The sequence below is a fragment of the Pseudomonas sp. SIMBA_041 genome (assembly GCF_046535095.1).
Classification (GTDB): Bacteria; Pseudomonadota; Gammaproteobacteria; order Pseudomonadales; family Pseudomonadaceae; genus Aquipseudomonas; species Aquipseudomonas mucoides.
On sequence record NZ_JAWRXJ010000002.1, the window covers coordinates 174,259 to 189,217 of the forward strand.

The following is a 14,959-nucleotide window of genomic DNA, read 5'->3' on the forward strand; positions in this document are numbered from 1 at the left end:
TTTCAGGAATTCAACATGTCCACATTGAACCAAGCCCACTGCGAAGCCTGCCGCGCCGACGCCCCTCAGGTCAGCGACGAGGAATTGCCGATCCTGATCAAGCAGATCCCGGACTGGAACATCGAAGTCCGCGACGGCGTCATGCAGCTGGAAAAGCTGTTCCTGTTCAAAAACTTCAAGCACGCGCTGGCGTTCACCAACGCCGTCGGTGAAATCTCCGAGGCCGAAGGTCACCACCCGGGCCTGCTGACCGAATGGGGCAAAGTCACCGTCACCTGGTGGAGCCACTCCATCAAGGGCTTGCACCGCAACGACTTCATCATGGCCGCGCGCACTGACGAAGTGGCCAAGGACGCCGAGGGCCGTAAATAATGCATTTCGACGCCATAGGTCGAGTACCCGGCGATCCGATTCTCGGCTTGATGGAAGCCTATGCGCAGGACCCGAACCCGCGCAAATTCGACCTCGGCGTGGGCGTCTATAAAGATGCCCAGGGCCTGACGCCGATTCCGCAGTCGGTGAAGCTGGCCGAGCAGCGTCTGGTGGATCGCCAGACCACCAAGACCTACATCGGTGGTCACGGCGAACCGGCCTTCGGCAAAGCCATCAGTGAGCTGGTGCTCGGTGCGGACTCCGCGCTGATCGCCGGTCAACGCGCCGGCGCGACCCAGACACCGGGCGGCACCGGCGCATTGCGCTTGAGCGCCGACTTTATCGCCCAGTGCCTGCCGGGCCGTGGCGTGTGGCTGAGCAACCCGACCTGGCCAATCCACGAAACGATTTTCGCGGCGGCCGGGGTCAAGGTCAGTCATTACCCGTACGTGGGCAGCGACAACCGCCTCGATGTCGACGCCATGCTCGCGGTACTGAGCGAAGCACCGAAGGGCGACGTGGTGTTGCTGCACGCCTGCTGCCACAACCCGACCGGTTTCGATCTGTCCCATGACGACTGGCGCCGAGTGCTGGACGTGGTGCGCAGTCGCGATCTGCTGCCATTGATCGACTTCGCCTACCAGGGCTTCGGCGATGGCCTGGAACAGGATGCCTGGTCGACCCGTCTGTTCGCAGACGCGTTGCCGGAAGTGCTGATCACCAGTTCCTGCTCGAAGAATTTCGGCTTGTACCGCGACCGCACTGGCGCACTGATTGTCTGCGCGAAAACCGCTGACAAGCTGGTGGACATCCGCAGCCAGCTGGCCAACATCGCCCGTAACCTGTGGTCGACCCCGCCGGATCACGGTGCCGCCGTGGTCGCAACGATTCTTGGCGACCCTGAGCTGAAAAGCCTCTGGGCCGACGAAGTGGAAGCCATGCGCTTGCGCATTGCCCAGTTGCGCAGTGGCCTGGTTGAAGCGCTGGAACCGTATGGTTTGCGCGAGCGTTTTGCGCACATTGGCGTGCAGCGCGGAATGTTCTCGTACACCGGTTTGACGGCGGCGCAGGTTAAACAGCTGCGCGATCATCACAGCGTGTACATGGTCAACTCCGGCCGGGCCAACGTGGCGGGGATTGATGCAACGCGTCTGGATTTGCTGGCTGAAGCGATTGCTGAAGTCTGCAAGTAACCCCAAGTACCTGCACCGTCCCCTGTGGGAGCGAGCTTGCTCGCGATGAGGACCTGACAGTCGACATCAATGTTGCCTGTCAGTCCGCAATCGCGAGCACGCTCGCTCCCACAGTTGTTTTGTGTTGTTCCCTCTTCCAGACCTGTCTAGACAACCCCATCCGTCGAAACAAATGGATATAAAAGTCTATTTGTCATTTTCAGTGCTGTATCCTGCCCAAGCTTTGTATAAGCGCGGATCTACCAGATCTATCAACAGACTTTGCGAGGAGCGCGAAACATGCACGAGATCCCTAATCTCCCCTTCCCAAGCCTGCACGAAACTGAGCAGACAACCACGCAACAAGCCGGCGCCCAACAGCCCGAGCCCAAAGAAGCCACTGAACGCCGCCAGGCCGACAGCGAAGACTGAAACACCTGCAATGCCAGACCGTGTGGAAAGCGCTAACATGCGCTTTCCACACCGCCTGAACCCTTGAGCTACGCACCATGACCGACGAATTCAATGAGAGCCAGGCCAGCGTCCTGATCGGCACCGCCGAGAAGATGATCGAGATCTGGAACCGTCTCTCTCCCGAGAAACAAGCCGCACTGCTCGCCCGCTTCGGTACTCAAGAAAACGCCTTGGCCGCCCTGGTCACAACGCAACTGGTTGCCCCCGCCAAGCCCTGATTCAGCCCGCTGGCAAATAGTTTTACTTTTTCCACGACCCGCGAGCGCTCGCGCCGTTATCATAAGCAGCCTATCTATCCTGCTTTCCCGTGGACCTTTACCCATGCCTGAAAACCAGCGCCCCCTGGCGGTCACGCTGCAAGTTGTTTCCATCGTTCTGTTTACCTTCATCGGCTACCTGAATATCGGCATTCCCCTGGCCGTATTGCCCGGCTATGTCCACAGCGACCTCGGTTTCGGCGCGGTGATCGCCGGGCTGGTGATCAGCGTGCAATACCTGGCCACCCTGCTCAGCCGGCCTTATGCCGGGAAAATCATCGACAACAAGGGCAGCAAACTGGCGGTGATGTACGGACTGGCCGGCTGCGGCTTGAGCGGTGTGTTCATGCTGATTTCGGCCTGGACGCAGAGCCTGCCGACCGTGAGCCTGATCAGCCTGTTGATTGGCCGTCTGGTGCTCGGCAGCGCGGAAAGCCTGGTCGGCTCCGGATCGATTGGCTGGGGCATCGGCCGGGTCGGCGCGGCCAACACTGCCAAGGTGATTTCCTGGAACGGCATCGCCAGTTACGGCGCACTGGCCGTCGGCGCGCCGCTGGGGGTGCTGTTGGTTCATCAGTTGGGCTTGTGGAGCATGGGCGTGAGCATCGTGCTGTTGGCCGTGCTGGGCCTGGCACTGGCCTGGCCAAAAACCGCCGCGCCGATTGTGGTCGGTGAACGTTTGCCGTTCATGCATGTGCTGGGTCGGGTGCTGCCACACGGTTGCGGCCTGGCGCTGGGTTCCATTGGCTTCGGCACCATCGCCACCTTCATCACCTTGTATTACGCCACGCAACACTGGGACAACGCGGTGTTGTGCCTGAGCTTGTTCGGCGCCAGCTTCATCGGCGCGCGCCTGCTGTTCGGCAACCTGATCAACCGCCTCGGCGGATTTCGCGTGGCGATCGCCTGTCTGTCGGTGGAAACTTTGGGGTTGCTGCTGCTGTGGCTGGCGCCTGATGCCCATTGGGCACTGGCCGGTGCGGCGCTGAGCGGTTTCGGATTTTCGCTGGTGTTCCCGGCGCTCGGCGTGGAAGCGGTCAACCTGGTGCCAGCTTCCAGTCGTGGTGCCGCGGTCGGGGCTTATTCGTTGTTCATTGATTTGTCGCTGGGGATTACCGGGCCATTGGCCGGTGCCATTGCGGCCGGGTTTGGTTTTGCTTCGATCTTCCTGTTTGCCGCGATGGCCGCGCTGAGCGGTTTGGCATTGAGTGTGTACTTGTACCGGCAAGCACCTAAACAACGCGAAGCGCGGGCGCGTTAAAAGTCGACCTTGCCGCGCCCGGCCTTGATGCTGCCGCGCTTGGTCTTGGATTCGAGCCGACGTTTTTTTGAACCCAGCGTTGGCTTGGTCGGGCGACGCTTCTTTTCGACCTTGGTCGCGCTGAGGATCAGCTCGATCAAGCGCTCCAGCGCATCGGCGCGATTGGCCTCCTGCGTACGGTACTGTTGGGCCTTGATGATCAACACCCCTTCGCTGGTGATGCGGCTGTCGCGCAGCGCCAGCAACCGTTCCTTGTAAAACTCGGGCAAGGACGAGGCCGGAATGTCGAAGCGCAGGTGCACGGCGCTGGAGACCTTGTTGACGTTCTGCCCGCCGGCGCCTTGCGCGCGAATGGCCGTCAACTCGATCTCGGCATCCGGCAGATGCACGTTGTTGGAAATCACCAGCATGGAAAAACGTCCGTATTCAGAGTGCGCAGGATACCGCGAATGGAAAGAAGGAATACGCTCTCACAGGTTTTATAGCACGCACAAAAAACCCGGCACTTGGCCGGGTTTGTTGTTGTTGCGTACCGCGTTACTTCACTGAAGCCTGCAACGCATGCTGCGCACTGCGCTTGTTCTTGATGCCGTAGCAGATCCACATGAACACGACCCACACCGGAATCGCGTACACCGAGATCTGGATCCCCGGAATCAGCAGCATCACGCACAGGATGAACACCACGAACGCCAGGCAGATGTAGTTCCCGTACGGGTACCACAGCGCCTTGAACAGCGGCGTTTGCTTGGTCTTGTTCATGTGCTGACGGAACTTGAAGTGCGAAAAGCTGATCATCGCCCAGTTGATCACCAGGGTCGCAACCACCAGCGACATCAGCAGCTCCAGCGCGTTTTGCGGGATCAGGTAGTTCAACAGAACGGCAATCAGCGTCACCGCCGCCGAAGCGAGGATCGAACGCACCGGCACGCCACGCTTGTCGATCTTCGACAAGGCCTTTGGCGCATCACCCTGCTCGGCCATGCCCAACAGCATGCGGCTGTTGCAGTAGGTGCCGCTGTTGTACACCGACAACGCCGCAGTCAGTACCACGAAGTTGAGGATGTGCGCGGCGGTGTTGCTGCCGAGCATCGAGAACACTTGCACGAACGGGCTGCCGCTGTAGGAATCACCCGACGCGTTCAAGGTCGCCAGCAGGCTGTCCCATGGCGTCAGCGACAACAGAATGACCAGCGCGCCGATGTAGAAAATCAGGATCCGGTAGATCACCTGGTTGATGGCTTTCGGGATCACGGTTTTCGGCTTGTCGGCTTCTGCAGCGGTGAAACCGAGCATTTCCAGACCGCCGAAGGAGAACATGATGATCGCCATGGCCATCACCAGACCACTGACACCGTTCGGGAAGAAACCACCGTGGGACCACAGGTTGCTGACCGACGCTTGCGGGCCGCCGTTACCGCTGACCAGCAAATAGCTGCCCAGGGCAATCATGCCGACAATGGCCACAACCTTGATGATCGCAAACCAGAACTCGGCCTCGCCAAAGACTTTGACGTTGGCCAGGTTGATCAGGTTGATCAAGACGAAGAACCCCGCAGCCGAGACCCAGGTCGGGATGTCCGGCGCCCAGTAGTGGATGTATTTGCCGACCGCGGTCAGCTCCGACATGCCCACCAGGATGTACAGGATCCAGCAGTTCCAGCCCGACAGGAAGCCGGCGAAACCGCCCCAGTATTTGTGCGCGAAGTGGCTGAACGAACCGGCGACCGGCTCTTCAACGATCATTTCGCCGAGCTGGCGCATGATCATGAACGCGATGAAGCCGCAGATGGCGTAGCCGAGGATCATCGACGGGCCAGCGGATTTCAGGACCCCGGCCGAGCCGAGGAACAAACCGGTACCGATCGCGCCACCGAGAGCGATCAATTGAATGTGGCGATTTTTCAGGCCGCGCTTCAGCTCGCCTGACTGCGAGTTTTGTCCACTCATGAAAAGGGTCTCACGTTCTGCATCGTTACAACGTTCATGCGTCACCTGTTTGTTTTTATCTGTGACGAAATCGAACCCGGCACACTCGTGGCGTGGCGGAGTGAACAAGGCGGATAGCCTTGAAGTTTGCGCATTTGCGCAGGAGGTCACAGGTAAAACGCGGCGCATTGTACACCGCTAACCCCCTGCTGCCAGACCCGCTGGATCAGCGTGTTGTAAGCCGGGATTGCCGGTGTCCGCCCCGGGTGTCCCGGGCGGCTGCAAATAGAGAGTCAGACCCTTGCGGGCCATCGACGGGAACGATTGAAAAATCGCCCCACGGGGAGAGATGGGCTTGAATCACGGCGTACATTGCGCCTCCTTCTTGTTATGCACCTGCACGACAGGCATGGGACGCATCTGACCCTTCCTGCGCCGCTGAAACAAGCGGGCCAGAGCCTTGGGCGATGGTCGAGCGGATTGATTTCGGCAGGTTTTCCTTACACCCGCTCCGCAAGCGTCAACCCACAGGGTTTCAGGCGAAATTTCGTCAGCATTTCTTTACAAGGCGTAACGATTATTTTCCGAATCGGATTTATCTGTAGGACGACTGCAAATTGACGATAGGAAGCTTCCTAAGGAAAAAGTCGAGTTAGTTTTTGTTTTTTATTAATAAATAATGATTAAAAAAACAAACCAAACAGTTCAATGAAAATCTTATTTGATTATTTTTTTGCATTCTAAAAATCCCTCAACTAGGTTTGCAGCGACTTGCCGAGCCGCATCGACCGGCAAGTTGTTTCTACTCAAAAGTCATTAAGGAGTTTCACCATGCAAGCACTGGACAACGACTTGGAAACTGAACTTCAACTGGACGAATGGTTTGAAGCACCGACCCATGAAGCCGCCGTAGAAATGATGCAAGCCGACGCGGTCGTTCCGTTCGGCACGGCGATGTGGCCTCTGTAAGACCTCCCGGCAGGCGTAATCCGGCCGGTTGTGCCTGCCACTTTTTCCCGGTTCGTCACGGAGGACACCATGGACAAGCATCGCGCCATTACCCATTTTCTTTACTACCTCGAACAACACCCAGCCCTTGCCGGCATCAACCCGGCGAAGGTCTTGCTTGGCCACACCGCCGATTACGAGGCGCTGACCGGCGCCATTGCCGAACACGCCGGTGGCCGCCAACCCTTCCGTTTCAACACGCTACGCCTTGATCTGGAACCCACGGCTTTGCTGGCCCAGGCCATTGCCGACAGCGATCTGTACATTTTCTTCTACGACTCTTCCACGCTGCCCAACCCACGCCCCGAAGGCCCGGAATTTGTCCGCGCACTGCAAGGGGTGATGGCCGAGAACTGGAAGAAGTCGCTGCTGTTCAAGGATTACGGTGACTACTTCTACGACACCTTCAGTGTCACCCCGCAACGCATTGCCGGGCTGAACAGCCACTTGATCCAGCGCCTGTCCCAGGCCAAGACGTTAAGTTTCAAAGATGAACACGGTTCCTGGTTTGACGCTCCGCTGAACAGCATTAAAAAGTGGACTGACATCAACGGTGTCGGCAACTTTGATCTGGCACCCGGTGAAATCGCCACGCACAGCGAAGCGATTAATGGGCGTGTGAAGTTCATGGGGACTTTTCTCAGTACAATTCCGTTTGCGCGCAAATATGGCGTATTGGAATCACCGCTGGAGTTATGGATCGAGAACTCGACCATCCATAAAATCGCCACCGATGTTCCGGGGCTGGAACATGACTTCAATCAATACCTGGAGGCCAATCCGTCGAATCGCAGGATTGAAGAACTGGGGATTGGCACCAATGAGGGGGTGAAAGCCTTGTATGCGCGCAATGCCGGGTTCGAGGAGCGCCATTGCGGGCTGCACCTTGGGTTGGGCGGTGGCGCCAAGGGCAGCCATCATCTGGATTTGATCTTCTCCGGTGGCGTGTTGGCGTTGGATGATGAGCCGGTGTTTGATGGGCGGTTTGTGTTCTAAATGATCGTTCCCACGCTCCGCGTGGGTATGCAGCCGGGAACGCCCCGCGTCCTTTCGAAGCGGACGCAGAGCGTCCATTGAGGCATTCCGATCAGTCAGGCAAAAAAAAACGCCATCCCGAGGGATGGCGTTTTTTATAGGGTGCTTACCGATTACTCAGGCTTGCGACGACCAAAGCCCGGACGCTGGCCCGAACCGGCTGGCGCACCGCGACGCTTGCCCGATGGCGCGTCCTTGTCGACCAGGACGATGCCTGGGCGCTTCTTCGGCGCTGGCTTGGCCGGGCGCTTGGTATCAGCAGGACGGTCCGCCACTGGCGTACCGCGACCCGACTCACCGCGACCTGCCGGAGCACCGCGATCACTGCGACCGCCGCTTGGCGCACCACGGCCTTCGCCGCGCTCGGTGCGACCGTTGGCCGGACGTGGCGTGCGTGGACCGCGCTCGCCATCAGCACGAGGGGCTGCTGGCTTGCGGGCTGGACGTTCACCTTCGAAATGCGGCTCACGGGAATCACGCGGAGCAACCGTTGGCTGTGCACCGGCCGCTGGACGCAGGGTGCGCACGCGCTCGGTCTTGCCCATCGGACGCGACGATTTACGCTGCATACGGTCGAGCTTGTCTTTGCTCTTCGCGTTCATCTGCGGCATTGCAACCGGCGTCAGGCCGACTTCAGCACTCAGAATGTCGACTTCGTACTGGCTCATTTCGCGCCAGCGGCCCATCGGCAGGTCGGAGTTGAGGAACACCGGACCGAAGCGCACGCGCTTCAGACGGCTGACCACCAGGCCCTGGGATTCCCACAGACGACGAACTTCACGGTTGCGACCTTCCATCACCACGCAGTGGTACCAGTGGTTGAAACCTTCGCCGCCTGGCGCCTGCTTGATGTCGGTGAACTTGGCCGGGCCGTCTTCAAGGACGACGCCTGCTTTCAGACGCTCAATCATCTCGTCATCGACTTCGCCACGTACACGTACCGCGTATTCACGGTCCATTTCGTAGGAAGGGTGCATCAGGCGGTTAGCCAGCTCACCGTCGGTGGTGAACATCAGCAGACCGGTGGTGTTGATGTCCAGACGGCCGATGTTGATCCAGCGACCTTCTTTCGGTTTTGGCATCTTGTCGAATACGGTCGGACGGCCTTCCGGGTCGAGGCGGGTGCAGATTTCACCGTCGGGCTTGTTGTACATGATCACGCGGCGTACCGACTCGGCGGCTTCTTCGCGCTTGATCACGCGGCCATCGATGGTGATGGCGTCATGCATGTCGACACGCTGACCGAGCGTGGCGTCTTTGCCATTGACCTTGATGCGGCCGTGGCTGATCCAGGCTTCTACGTCACGGCGCGAGCCGACGCCGATACGGGCGAGGACTTTCTGCAGTTTTTCGCCTGCTGGGCCGATTTCCTGGTCGTCTTTCTGGTCGTTGATACTCATCTGGGCACCTCCCGGTGTGGTCTGTTCAGGAAGCTCTGAAGTGAGGGTCCTGAAGCGATGTAAATCTGTTCACTTGGGCGAAGGGATCGCCGAAGGGTCGCGAATCATACGCTCATGTGGGCATTTGCGCATCAGAGACTAGCTGATGAACGCGGACTTACTTGTTTTTCCGCCGACCGGTGGCGCCGAGTTTGAACAACCTGAGCGATGCTTCAGCGAGAACGGTGTGTTTGTCGAGCTTGTCGAGTTTCTTCCAGGCCCTGATTTCACGCTTGCTGCGGCCGCAGCCGAGGCAGATGTCGTCGGTGAATTTGCAGAGGTTGATGCAGGGGTCTTTGGTTGAGCTCATCGCAAATGTCTCTATACACACGAAACCCCTGTGGGAGCGAGCTTGCTCGCGATAGCGGTGGGTCAGGCAGCAATGATGTTGACTGACACGCCCTCATCGCTGGCAAGCTCGCTCCCACAAGGATCTCCATGGACCTCAGGGATTGCGTCAATCGTCGAACTCGCGGCGTTCGGCTTCGATGGCTTCGGCGAGCGCCCGGGCTTCGGCTTCTTCGTCGCTCAGCTCGGGCTCGGGTTTCGGTTGTTCGAGGGCGGCAACCGCGGCCAATAGTTTTTCGCGAGCTTCAGCGACGCCCAGAATATCGTCTTCGAGCTCCGGTTCCGGCTCTGTTTCGACTGCGGCTTCGGGCTCAACCGGAGGTTCACTGTCGATGTCAGGCTCAACCGCAGTCATCTCGCCATCGCGCAACAAATCGTCGAAGTCGGTCTTGAGCCCCTCCTCCATGGTGTCCAGCTCCAGCAACAACGTGTGGAAACTGGTTTCTTCCTTGGGTTCTTCCGGCTCGGCGCTGGCGTCCGCCAACGCTTGCAGGCTGGCAGGCACGGGCGCATCGTCGAAGTCGAGTACCGGGTCCGGTTCCAGCTCGCGCAGTTCGGCCAGCGGCGGCAGATCGTCGAGGTTTTTCAGGTTGAAGTGATCGAGAAACGCCTTGGTGGTCGCGAACATCGCCGGTTTGCCGGGCACATCGCGGTAGCCGACGATGCGGATCCACTCGCGTTCCATCAGCGTCTTGACGATCTGACTGTTGACCGCCACGCCCCGCACGTCTTCGATCTCGCCCCGGGTGATCGGCTGGCGATAGGCGATCAGCGCGATGGTTTCGAGCATGGCGCGGGAATATCGCTGCGGCCGCTCTTCCCACAAACGCCCAACCCACGGCGAGAATTTTTCGCGGATTTGCAGGCGATAGCCGGAGGCGACTTCTTTCAGCTCGAACGCGCGCCCGTCACAGGACTTGGCCAGGATCGTCAGCGCTTTCTTGAAAACCGGCGGCTCCGGCCGCTCGCCCTCTTCAAAGAGTTCGAACAGGCGTTCAAGCGATTGCGGTTTTCCCGAGGCCAACAGAAAGGCTTCAAGCAGTGGCGCCAGCTCGCGGGGTTCAGTCAGGTTCATGATTCAACTCGTTATTCGGCTCGGGCCCGCACGTGGATCGCTGCGAACGGCTCATTCTGCACCAGCTCGACCAAGGATTCCTTGACCAGTTCGAGGATCGCCATAAAGGTCACCACCACCCCGAGTCGCCCCTCTTCTGCCGTGAACAGCTCGACAAAGGGCACGAAACCTCCGCCCTTGAGCCGATCCAGCACATCGCTCATGCGCTCGCGGGTGGACAACGCCTCGCGGCTGACCTGGTGACTTTCGAACATGTCGCCACGGCGCAGGACTTCGGCCATGGACAACAGCAATTCAGACAGGCGCACATCCGGCAACAGTTTGCGCGCCCGGGCTTCCGGGGCATCCAGCTTGGGCACCACCACGTCACGCCCGACACGGGTCAGGCCATCGATGCCTTCGGCGGCCGCCTTGAAACGCTCGTATTCCTGCAAGCGGCGGATCAGCTCGGCGCGCGGGTCCTCTTCTTCGTCTTCGATGGTTTCGGCGCGGGGCAACAGCATCCGCGACTTGATCTCGGCCAGCATCGCGGCCATCACCAGGTACTCGGCGGCCAGCTCCAGGCGCACCGACTGCATCAGCTCGACATAGCCCATGTATTGGCGAGTGATTTCCGCCACCGGGATGTCGAGGATGTTGATGTTCTGTTTGCGAATCAGGTACAGCAGCAGGTCGAGCGGGCCTTCGAAGGCCTCGAGAAAGACCTCGAGCGCATCCGGCGGGATGTACAGGTCCAGCGGCATTTCCAGCACCGCCTGGCCATACACCATCGCGAAGGGCAGCTCTTGCTGGGCTCCGGCCTGACTGTCGACTGCGGGTTCTACTGCAGACATCTACGCCTCGGCCATGAACGGCGCAGGGTCGCCGCAACCGACACGGATCACTTCCGGGTCGTCGCCGGTCAGGTCGATCACGGTGGACGCCTTGATCCCGCCGAAACCGCCGTCGATGATCAAGTCCACCTGATGCTCAAGCAATTGACGCATTTCGTACGGATCGCTCAACGGGTCTTCGTCGCCGGGCATGATCAGGGTCACGCTCATCAGCGGCTCGCCGAGTTCGGCCAGCAAGGCCAGCGCAATCGGATGACTCGGTACTCGCAGGCCGATGGTGCGCTTTTTCGGATGCAGCAGCAGACGCGGCACTTCGCGGGTGGCGTTGAGAATAAAGGTGTAAGGCCCGGGCAGGTGCGCCTTGAGCAGACGGAACGTGCCGGTATCGATCTTGGCGAACAGCCCCAGCTGCGACAGGTCGCTGCAAATCAGCGCAAAGTTGTGTTTGTCATCCAGCCCGCGTAAACGGCGTACGCGGTCCACGGCATTCTTGTCGCCGATCTGGCAACCAATGGCGTAGGACGAGTCTGTGGGATAAATCACCACCCCGCCTTTGCGGATGATCTCAACCGCCTGTTTGATCAGGCGCGCTTGCGGGTTTTCCGGATGAATCTGGAAAAATTGACTCACATTCTCTACCTGTTCAGACGGCGGCAATAATTGGGTCATGTTTGAATCGACACCACAGTGGTGGCAGATCCTCCGGGAGCGGGCGATATTCGCCGATCTCGGACCAGCCTCCAGGGCCATGAAAATCACTGCCGGCGCTGACCAGCAGACCGAACTCACGGGCAAGAATGGCCAGGCTGCCCACTTGTTCGGCGGGCTGATGACCATTGACCACTTCAATCGCGTGGCCCCCGGCTTGAATATAGTCAGAAATCAGGCGACGACGCTTGCTGCGAGTGAAATCGTAGTGCCAAGGATGCGCCAGGCTGACCCAGGCCTTCGCCGCGCGCAGGGTTTCGACGGTTTCTTCGAGGGTCGGCCAGTGTTGCTTGACGTCGCCCAGCTTGCCGGCGCCCAGCCATTTGCGGAAGGCTTCGGCGCGATCCTTTACAAACCCTTCACGCACCATCCAATCGGCAAAGTGCGGACGGGCCGGCGCGTTGCCGCTGTCGCCCAGCTCCTGCTGCATGGCGCGGGCACCTTCCAGCGCTCCCGGCATGCCTTTCAACGCCAGCTTGCGGCTTATTTCTTCGGACCGTAGCCAACGGCCATCGTGCAATTTTGCGATCGCCTCGACCAACGGCGGCGCCGTGACATCAAATCCGTAACCCAACACGTGAATGGTCGCGCCGCCCCAGGTGCAGGACAATTCGACGCCATTGACCAGTTGGATCCCCAGCGCCGTCGCGGCTGTGCGGGCCTCATCGAGGCCCTCAAGGGTGTCGTGATCGGTCAAGGCCAGGACTCGCACGCCTTTCTCGAACGCACGCGCAACCAGTACCGCAGGCGCCAGGGCGCCGTCGGAGGCCGTGCTATGGCAGTGCAAATCAACATTCACTGGACTTTGTTACCTCAAATCAGCTGGCGCTATCGCGCGCCCATATGTTTGTTATTATGCCGCCACATCCTGCTTCTGGCTGCCACTGTGAAACAATTCATCGATTTCATCCCGCTTCTGCTGTTTTTCATCGTCTTCAAACTGGACCCACGGGTCGTCGACATCGGCGGTCATGAATTGACTGTAGGCGGTATCTACAGCGCCACCGCGATGTTGATCATTAGCTCGCTGGTGGTTTACGGCGCGCTGTTCATCAAGCAGCGCAAGCTTGAGAAGAGCCAGTGGCTGACCCTCATTGCCTGCCTGGTCTTCGGTAGCCTGACCCTGGCGTTCCACAGCGAAACCTTCCTCAAGTGGAAAGCGCCGGTAGTGAACTGGTTGTTTGCCCTCGCGTTCATTGGCAGCCACTTCGTCGGTGACAGCCTTCTGATCAAGCGCATCATGGGCCATGCACTGACCCTGCCAGAGCCCGTCTGGACGCGCCTGAACATCGCCTGGATCGCTTTTTTCCTGTTTTGCGGCGCCGCCAACCTGTTCGTCGCGTTCACCTTTCAGGACTACTGGGTCGACTTCAAAGTCTTCGGCAGCCTGGGCATGACGCTGCTGTTCCTGGTCGGTCAGGGCATTTACCTGTCCCGCCACCTGCACGACACCGACACCACTACGCCAAAAACCGAGGACTGACATGCTCTACGCAATCATTGCCACAGACGTCGCCAACTCGCTGCAAGCCCGACTGTCCGCGCGCCCTGCCCACCTTGAGCGCCTGCAAGTGCTCAAGGGCGAAGGCCGCATCGTATTGGCCGGTCCGCACCCGGCGGTCGACAGCAATGATCCGGGCGCTGCGGGTTTCACCGGCAGCCTGATCGTCGCCGAATTCGACTCCCTGAGCGCCGCACAGGCCTGGGCCGACGCTGACCCGTATATCGCTGCAGGCGTCTACGCCAACGTTTCAGTCAAGCCGTTCAAGCAAGTCCTGCCGTAACTCTCCCCCACAAATGCCCCCCGCGCGTTGAACCTTGTCGGTTCATCGCGCTCTCAACGCTCATTATTCTTGTTTGCCTGCCGACAACCTGCCCAATCACTCGATTGGAATCAGGAGTCGCGATGCGCAAGGGTCCGTTGTGTCTGTTGTTGGTGACGTTGTCGATCATGGCCCCGGCCCACGGTGAAGAAAGCGCCGAGGGCGCTAATTCGACGCCTTTGTCCCTGAGCGCCGGCAGCCAGATTAGCGAGTTGCAGCAACGCTTGAAGGTCAGCGAGCAGCAACGGGAAGAATTGAGCAAGCAACTGCAAAATACCGATGCCGAACGCGAAAGCGCTCAACTGAGCCGGTTGCGCCAAGAGAATCAGCGCCTCAAGCTGCAACTCAAGGAAGCGCAGGCCAGTAGCCCGTTGCCACGTCTGCTGACTGATCAGCAGCAATGGTTTGTTATCGGCGGTGGAGTAGCGCTATTGGCCCTGCTCTGCGGTATCTTCGCCAGTGGTGCCACCAGAAAACGTCGGCAATGGCTAAATTGAGTGATTCATGAGCGAGCTGTTACTAATTGATGATGACCAGGAGCTGTGCGAGCTCCTGAGCAGTTGGTTGAGCCAGGAAGGCTTTCAGGTCCGTGCCTGCCACGATGGCCAGAGTGCCCGCCGCGCGTTGGCCGAAACCTCTCCCGCCGCCGTGGTGCTGGACGTGATGCTGCCCGACGGCAGCGGTCTGGAGCTGCTCAAGCAATTGCGCAGCGATCACCCGGACCTGCCGGTGCTGATGCTGTCGGCACGCGGCGAGCCACTGGACCGCATCCTCGGCCTGGAACTGGGCGCCGACGATTACCTGGCCAAACCCTGCGACCCACGGGAACTGACAGCCCGCCTGCGCGCGGTGTTGCGTCGCAGCCATCCGGCGGCAGTGTCCAGCCAGCTGGAACTGGGCGACCTGTGTTTCAGCCCGGTGCGCGGCGTGGTCAGCATCGATGAACAGGAATTCACCCTCACCGTCTCCGAAAGCCGTCTGCTTGAAGCCCTGCTCAAGCAACCCGGCGAGCCGCTGGACAAACAGGAACTGGCGCAAATCGCCCTCGGCCGCAAGCTGACCCTGTACGACCGCAGCCTGGACATGCACGTCAGTAACCTGCGCAAGAAAATCGGCCCGCACCCCGACGGCCGCCCGCGCATCGTTGCGCTGCGCAGCCGTGGTTACTACTACAGCCTCTAATCCCGAACGCGATTCCCTGTAGCAGCTGTCGAGCCCCGGCGAG

19 protein-coding genes are annotated in these 14,959 nt (G+C 59.7%); 11 read left to right on the forward strand and 8 right to left on the reverse strand.

The features are described from left to right. Positions 1-15: 15 nt before the first annotated feature. From SB725_RS04500 to SB725_RS04520, 5 genes are all read left to right on the forward strand, one after another. Entirely contained in the window at positions 16-372 is a 357-nt protein-coding gene (locus tag SB725_RS04500) for a 4a-hydroxytetrahydrobiopterin dehydratase (protein WP_027922316.1), read from the forward strand. After that, the gene (locus SB725_RS04505; RefSeq protein WP_027922315.1) at positions 372-1,565 is read left to right on the forward strand and encodes an amino acid aminotransferase; all 1,194 of its coding nucleotides are present in this window, start codon (positions 372-374) and stop codon (positions 1,563-1,565) included. The genes SB725_RS04500 and SB725_RS04505 overlap by 1 nt, the downstream gene beginning before the upstream one ends. A 279-nt stretch (positions 1,566-1,844) precedes the next feature. After that, positions 1,845-1,976 carry a hypothetical protein gene (locus SB725_RS04510; RefSeq protein WP_010461912.1) on the forward strand — a complete coding sequence of 44 codons (132 nt, stop codon included), beginning with the start codon at positions 1,845-1,847 and terminating at the stop codon, positions 1,974-1,976. Positions 1,977-2,053: 77 nt separating this feature from the next. After that, on the forward strand, positions 2,054-2,236 hold the full coding sequence (locus tag SB725_RS04515; protein WP_027922314.1) for a hypothetical protein: 183 nt from the start codon (positions 2,054-2,056) through the stop codon (positions 2,234-2,236). A gap of 103 nt (positions 2,237-2,339) precedes the next feature. After that, positions 2,340-3,536 carry an MFS transporter gene (locus SB725_RS04520; protein WP_059181394.1) on the forward strand — a complete coding sequence of 399 codons (1,197 nt, stop codon included), beginning with the start codon at positions 2,340-2,342 and terminating at the stop codon, positions 3,534-3,536. On the opposite strand, the gene arfB is transcribed toward SB725_RS04520, so the two are convergent. Further along, positions 3,533-3,946: an alternative ribosome rescue aminoacyl-tRNA hydrolase ArfB gene (gene arfB / locus SB725_RS04525; protein WP_017337147.1), complete on the reverse strand. Its 414-nt coding sequence runs from the start codon at positions 3,944-3,946 to the stop codon at positions 3,533-3,535. The genes SB725_RS04520 and arfB overlap by 4 nt on opposite strands. A gap of 127 nt (positions 3,947-4,073) precedes the next feature. Further along, positions 4,074-5,486 (reverse strand): amino acid permease, encoded by a 1,413-nt coding sequence (locus SB725_RS04530; protein WP_027922312.1) that lies wholly within the window; start codon positions 5,484-5,486, stop codon positions 4,074-4,076. 810 nt (positions 5,487-6,296) lie between these two features. Here SB725_RS04530 and SB725_RS04535 point away from each other — a divergent pair. Both SB725_RS04535 and SB725_RS04540 read left to right on the forward strand, forming a co-directional pair. Further along, on the forward strand, positions 6,297-6,434 hold the full coding sequence (locus tag SB725_RS04535) for a hypothetical protein (RefSeq protein WP_027922311.1): 138 nt from the start codon (positions 6,297-6,299) through the stop codon (positions 6,432-6,434). 69 nt (positions 6,435-6,503) lie between these two features. Next, a complete protein-coding gene (locus SB725_RS04540) occupies positions 6,504-7,469 on the forward strand; it encodes a hypothetical protein (RefSeq protein WP_027922310.1) in 966 nt (321 codons plus the stop codon). Positions 7,470-7,621: 152 nt separating this feature from the next. Here the strand turns inward: SB725_RS04540 and rluB are convergent, their stop codons facing one another. The 6 genes from rluB to SB725_RS04570 form a co-directional block, all read right to left on the reverse strand. Further along, positions 7,622-8,908, reverse strand: a complete 1,287-nt coding sequence (gene rluB, locus SB725_RS04545; protein ID WP_027922309.1) for a 23S rRNA pseudouridine(2605) synthase RluB — start codon at positions 8,906-8,908, stop codon at positions 7,622-7,624. A gap of 157 nt (positions 8,909-9,065) precedes the next feature. Beyond that, a complete protein-coding gene (locus SB725_RS04550) occupies positions 9,066-9,257 on the reverse strand; it encodes a DUF1289 domain-containing protein (RefSeq protein ID WP_410921364.1) in 192 nt (63 codons plus the stop codon). A 147-nt stretch (positions 9,258-9,404) separates the two neighbouring features. Then, positions 9,405-10,370 carry an SMC-Scp complex subunit ScpB gene (scpB, locus tag SB725_RS04555; RefSeq protein WP_059181397.1) on the reverse strand — a complete coding sequence of 322 codons (966 nt, stop codon included), beginning with the start codon at positions 10,368-10,370 and terminating at the stop codon, positions 9,405-9,407. A gap of 11 nt (positions 10,371-10,381) precedes the next feature. Continuing rightward, positions 10,382-11,203, reverse strand: a complete 822-nt coding sequence (locus SB725_RS04560) for a segregation and condensation protein A (RefSeq protein ID WP_027922306.1) — start codon at positions 11,201-11,203, stop codon at positions 10,382-10,384. Further along, the gene (locus SB725_RS04565) at positions 11,204-11,833 is read right to left on the reverse strand and encodes an L-threonylcarbamoyladenylate synthase (RefSeq protein ID WP_032833461.1); all 630 of its coding nucleotides are present in this window, start codon (positions 11,831-11,833) and stop codon (positions 11,204-11,206) included. A 13-nt stretch (positions 11,834-11,846) separates the two neighbouring features. Next, on the reverse strand, positions 11,847-12,710 hold the full coding sequence (locus SB725_RS04570) for a PHP domain-containing protein (protein ID WP_059181398.1): 864 nt from the start codon (positions 12,708-12,710) through the stop codon (positions 11,847-11,849). A gap of 87 nt (positions 12,711-12,797) precedes the next feature. On the opposite strand from SB725_RS04570, the gene SB725_RS04575 reads away from it, so the two are divergent. From SB725_RS04575 to SB725_RS04590, 4 genes are all read left to right on the forward strand, one after another. After that, positions 12,798-13,394, forward strand: a complete 597-nt coding sequence (locus SB725_RS04575; RefSeq protein ID WP_027922303.1) for a septation protein A — start codon at positions 12,798-12,800, stop codon at positions 13,392-13,394. Position 13,395: 1 nt separating this feature from the next. Next, complete coding sequence (locus tag SB725_RS04580) at positions 13,396-13,695, forward strand: YciI family protein (RefSeq protein ID WP_027922302.1); 300 nt, start codon at positions 13,396-13,398, stop codon at positions 13,693-13,695. Between the two features lie 122 nt (positions 13,696-13,817). Further along, positions 13,818-14,231 (forward strand): translation initiation factor 2, encoded by a 414-nt coding sequence (locus SB725_RS04585; RefSeq protein WP_027922301.1) that lies wholly within the window; start codon positions 13,818-13,820, stop codon positions 14,229-14,231. Positions 14,232-14,238: 7 nt separating this feature from the next. Beyond that, entirely contained in the window at positions 14,239-14,916 is a 678-nt protein-coding gene (locus tag SB725_RS04590; protein ID WP_027922300.1) for a response regulator transcription factor, read from the forward strand. Positions 14,917-14,959: the final 43 nt, after the last annotated feature.